We start from the raw sequence: 3,842 nt of genomic DNA on the forward strand, positions 1-3,842 counted from the left end.
TTTTAAAGTCAGCAGAAGCATTGAGAAACAAATTAGCTCACGCCCAAGATTTAATCAACGGTTCTTCTTGGCCGGAAGTAATTTTGCTCGCTCAGGAAATAGAAGCGCTGTTGCAGCGCTGCGAAGAATTTGAAATTGCCACACCTACTGAATTACAATATCGGACGGTTGAAACCGCGTCTATACAAACCAAACCCGCCTCCGCGGGTTGAAGAATGGGCGGTTAAATTTAGGTTGTTTTCTTTACACCCTCGCTTGTAAGGGCATGGTTTGTGTAGACGCAATTTCAATCGCCAAGCTCGATCTTTATTTCTTAGTCCGCGGAGGCGGACATGGTTTGTGTAGATGCGATTTCAATCGCCGAATGACTTAGTTTTTAATTTTCAACTTCCTATTTGTATACTGAGGAACCCACCCTTGAGCCGTGGTGTAATACTGCACGGCTTTCAAGTACAGCGACGGAGTGAGATAAAACCAATGTTCGGTATTTGCCGGCACTTTAATGTATTCTTCAGCTTGCAACATTAATTGTACCTGAGAGCCGTTAGGATACACAAATCCAAAAACACATTCCCCAGCTAAAACGTGAAGAACTTCTGCATCTGTGTGGGTGTGAGTGCGCTCGCTTTGAGTCATGATTGGGTAAATCTGCGGCGAACCGGGATGCAGCACTTTTAAGTCGCACCACTGACATCCGCTTGTGCGCTTTAAATGTTCAAACTTGCTGTTAAATGCTGCAAGGATCTGCTGTTTTTCTGTAACGCTGAGAATGTCTTGGATGAGGATTTCTTGAACCGCAGGATTTTTTTTCGTTAGCAGGCGATCGACCTCAATATTTAAAATAGCGAGTTTGCTGGCGACCGCGCAAATATCGCTGTATGTCGTACCGTCTTCTAGTTGCAGAACAGCCATCGTACACCACCTATTTATTGGCTTTGAGGAGAATTTAGTTTCTAGTTTTAAGCTGCTGTTTTAAGCTGCCGTCAAAAACTAAACTCTTGGTTGTTTTCAATAATAGCCGATCGCTAAAATCCTATATCTAACTTCACAATCATCAAAGAATTACTACAGATGAGATGATTTGTTGAGTTATTCAACTTTTATTTCTAATTCTCAGAGTCGGGCTGGGAATGCAGATCCACAGGCTGTGCCTATTTTTTAGGGTTCGATGTTTAAACGGGCGATCGGCAGAACACCGCCTACAGCATGAAAAGACAGAAACACAGGCTCAATCTCTAAAATTCCGGTCAGATTAGCTTATAATCAAAGACTAAACCTCAAAATTACGGCGCAGCCTAATTGCTGCTACTTTTATGCCTCTACCTATAGTTGCTATTATTGGACGCCCCAATGTAGGCAAATCGACGATCGTCAACCGTTTAGCCAACAGCCAAGACGCGATCGTCCACGACGAACCGGGAATCACGCGCGATCGCACTTACAGACCAGCATACTGGGGCGATCGCGAATATCAAGTCGTAGACACAGGCGGGCTAGTATTTGACGACGAAACCGAATTTCTGCCATTAATTCGCGAACAAGCACTGGCGGCCCTAGCAGAAGCCAGCGCAGCCATTTTCGTAGTAGACGGACAAACCGGACTCACAGGCGGCGACGAATCGATCGCGTCTTGGCTGCGGCTGCAAAAAGTCCCCGTCATTCTAGCAGTCAACAAATGTGAATCGGAAAATATAGGACTCACCCAAGCAGCAGATTTTTGGAAATTGGGACTCGGAGAACCTTACCCAATTTCCGGCATTCACGGTAACGGCACCGGCGAATTGCTAGACGAATTAATGACTCACCTTCCCACAGAAGTAGAGCCAGAATCAGATGAAATTAAAGTAGCAATTATCGGTCGTCCCAACGTCGGAAAATCGAGTTTGCTAAACGCATTTCTCGGCGAAAACCGCGCCATAGTCAGCCCAATTTCCGGCACTACCCGCGACGCGATCGACACCTTAGTAGAACGCAACGGTAAAACCTACCGCCTGATCGACACAGCCGGAATTCGCAAAAAGAAAAACGTCGAATACGGCGCAGAATTTTTCGGGATCAACCGCGCTTTCAAAGCGATCCGCCGCGCCAACGTCATACTGCTAGTAATTGACGCAATTGATGGCGTAACCGACCAAGATCAAAAATTAGCCGATCGCATCAGCCAAGAAGGTCGAGCCTGCATCATAGTCGTCAACAAATGGGATGCCATAGAAAAGGACAACGACACCATCTACGAGTACGAAAAAGAAGTAAGAAGCAGACTTTATTTCCTCGACTGGGCAGAAATGATTTTCGTCAGCGCCATGAGCGGACAGAGAGTTGAAAAAATCATTGAATTAGTAGACAAAGCCGACGACGAACACAAACGCCGCGTCACCACCGCCGTGATTAACGAAGTCATAGAAGAAGCCACAAGCTGGCACTCAGCCCCAGTTACCCGCCAAGGAAAACAAGGCAAAATCTATTACGGAACCCAAGTGCGATCGCAGCCGCCAACAATTGCATTGTTTGTCAACGATCCCAAACGCTTCACCGAAAATTACCGCCGCTACATGGAAAGCCAATTCCGCAAACACCTAGGCTTTACCGGTACCCCAATGCGGCTGCTTTGGAGAGGCAAAAAAGTTCGTGCCTCAGAAGTCAGCACAACAAACAGAGCACTCCGAGTCAAGTAATTTGAAAATTTAGATAAAAAAACGCAGTTTAATGATATAATTAAGTTGCGTTTTTTTATGTTTTTCTCATTCTTTTCTCCTCATTCTTTTCTCCTCCTTCTTTTCTCTTCCTTCGCGTCTTCGCGGTTCAATAAATTGATATTCTTAAAAATCTAAAATCTAAAATCGACAACATGGACTTACTTCGATCGCTTCCCATCGGACTTTATCTAGAACAACCAGTAACCTGGATGCACCGGCTCGACTCCCGCGTCAAACTAGCTTGGTTGATGACATTTTTGATCGCGCCCATACTCGCCAATCCGGCTTGGCGGTTGATGTTAGTAGCAATGTTAATTGTACTGACGCTGGCTGCCGCAATTCCCCTGCGCGTGTGGAAACAGCAAATGGGATTGCTGATGCTATTCTGCATCTTAGTATTTTGCCTGAGCGCGATCGCCCCCGACGCACTCCCCTCAGAACACCAGCCCCGCATCCCCGCCGACGAATTAACCTTTTCCCAACAGCCCGCAACTCTTCCACCTGCTCAAAAGCCCAAACCCTGGTACCAACATTTTAACTTGGGTTCAAACTCCCCCACCCAAAATTCCCAATCGGAAATCCCAAATAAACTCCCTCAACCTACAAGCTACAGTTACGTTTTATTCAAACAAGGTCCGATTAAAATTACCCGCAAATCCATAGATTTAGCTATCAACGTCAGCACCTTATTTTTCACAGTAATTTACAGCACCAACCTCTATCTACTCACCACAGCCAGCGAAGAAATCACCTGCGCCATTGAAAATTTAATGAGCCCGCTGCGCCGCTTGCACTTGCCAGTCACCGAAATTGCCCTAACATTAACGTTATCTTTGCGCTTCATTCCTCTAGTATTGGAAGAAATACAAAATTTAGTGCGATCGGTGAGCACTAGAGCCATCAACTGGAAAAAACTCGGCTTTCGCCGCGCCGCTCAAATTTGGTTGCTGATCGCCGAGAGGCTGTTAGAAAACTTGCTGTTGCGAGCCGAACAAATTGCCAGCGCCATGAAAGTTCGCGGCTTCACCAGTCCCGATCGACACCGTGTAGAATGGCATCAGTTGCATTTCAAAATCCGAGACTGGATCGCCTTCGGCTGCTTGATCGCCCTCTGGAGCGCCCGCTTGGTTTGGGGCTGGGACAGTT

3 protein-coding genes and 1 pseudogene are annotated in these 3,842 nt (G+C 46.4%); 3 read left to right on the plus strand and 1 reads right to left on the minus strand.

The genetic code is table 11. The features are described from left to right. Nucleotides 1-212: pseudogene (locus WBA89_RS08830) on the plus strand (hypothetical protein); the annotation flags it as partial. Between the two features lie 157 nt (nt 213-369). Here the strand turns inward: WBA89_RS08830 and WBA89_RS08835 are convergent. Then, complete coding sequence (locus WBA89_RS08835) at nt 370-912, minus strand: acireductone dioxygenase (RefSeq protein ID WP_424405704.1); 543 nt, start codon at nt 910-912, stop codon at nt 370-372. A 401-nt stretch (nt 913-1,313) separates the two neighbouring features. Between WBA89_RS08835 and der the strand changes: the two genes are divergently transcribed. Both der and WBA89_RS08845 read left to right on the plus strand, forming a co-directional pair. Continuing rightward, the gene (der, locus tag WBA89_RS08840) at nt 1,314-2,675 is read left to right on the plus strand and encodes a ribosome biogenesis GTPase Der (protein WP_424405706.1); all 1,362 of its coding nucleotides are present in this window, start codon (nt 1,314-1,316) and stop codon (nt 2,673-2,675) included. Between the two features lie 173 nt (nt 2,676-2,848). Beyond that, nucleotides 2,849-3,842: energy-coupling factor transporter transmembrane component T family protein (locus WBA89_RS08845; RefSeq protein WP_424405708.1), on the plus strand; the 994-nt coding region annotated here is incomplete at its 3' end.

The organism is Microcoleus sp. (genome assembly GCF_049646505.1).
GTDB lineage: Bacteria > Cyanobacteriota > Cyanobacteriia > Cyanobacteriales > Microcoleaceae > Microcoleus.

What these genes read in the sequence shown, in the direction of transcription:
- WBA89_RS08835 (WP_424405704.1), bottom strand. Translation starts at nt 912, where the DNA reads ATGGCTGTTCTGCAACTAGAAGACGGTACGACATACAGCGATATTTGC.
- der (WP_424405706.1), top strand. Translation starts at nt 1,314, where the DNA reads ATGCCTCTACCTATAGTTGCTATTATTGGACGCCCCAATGTAGGCAAA.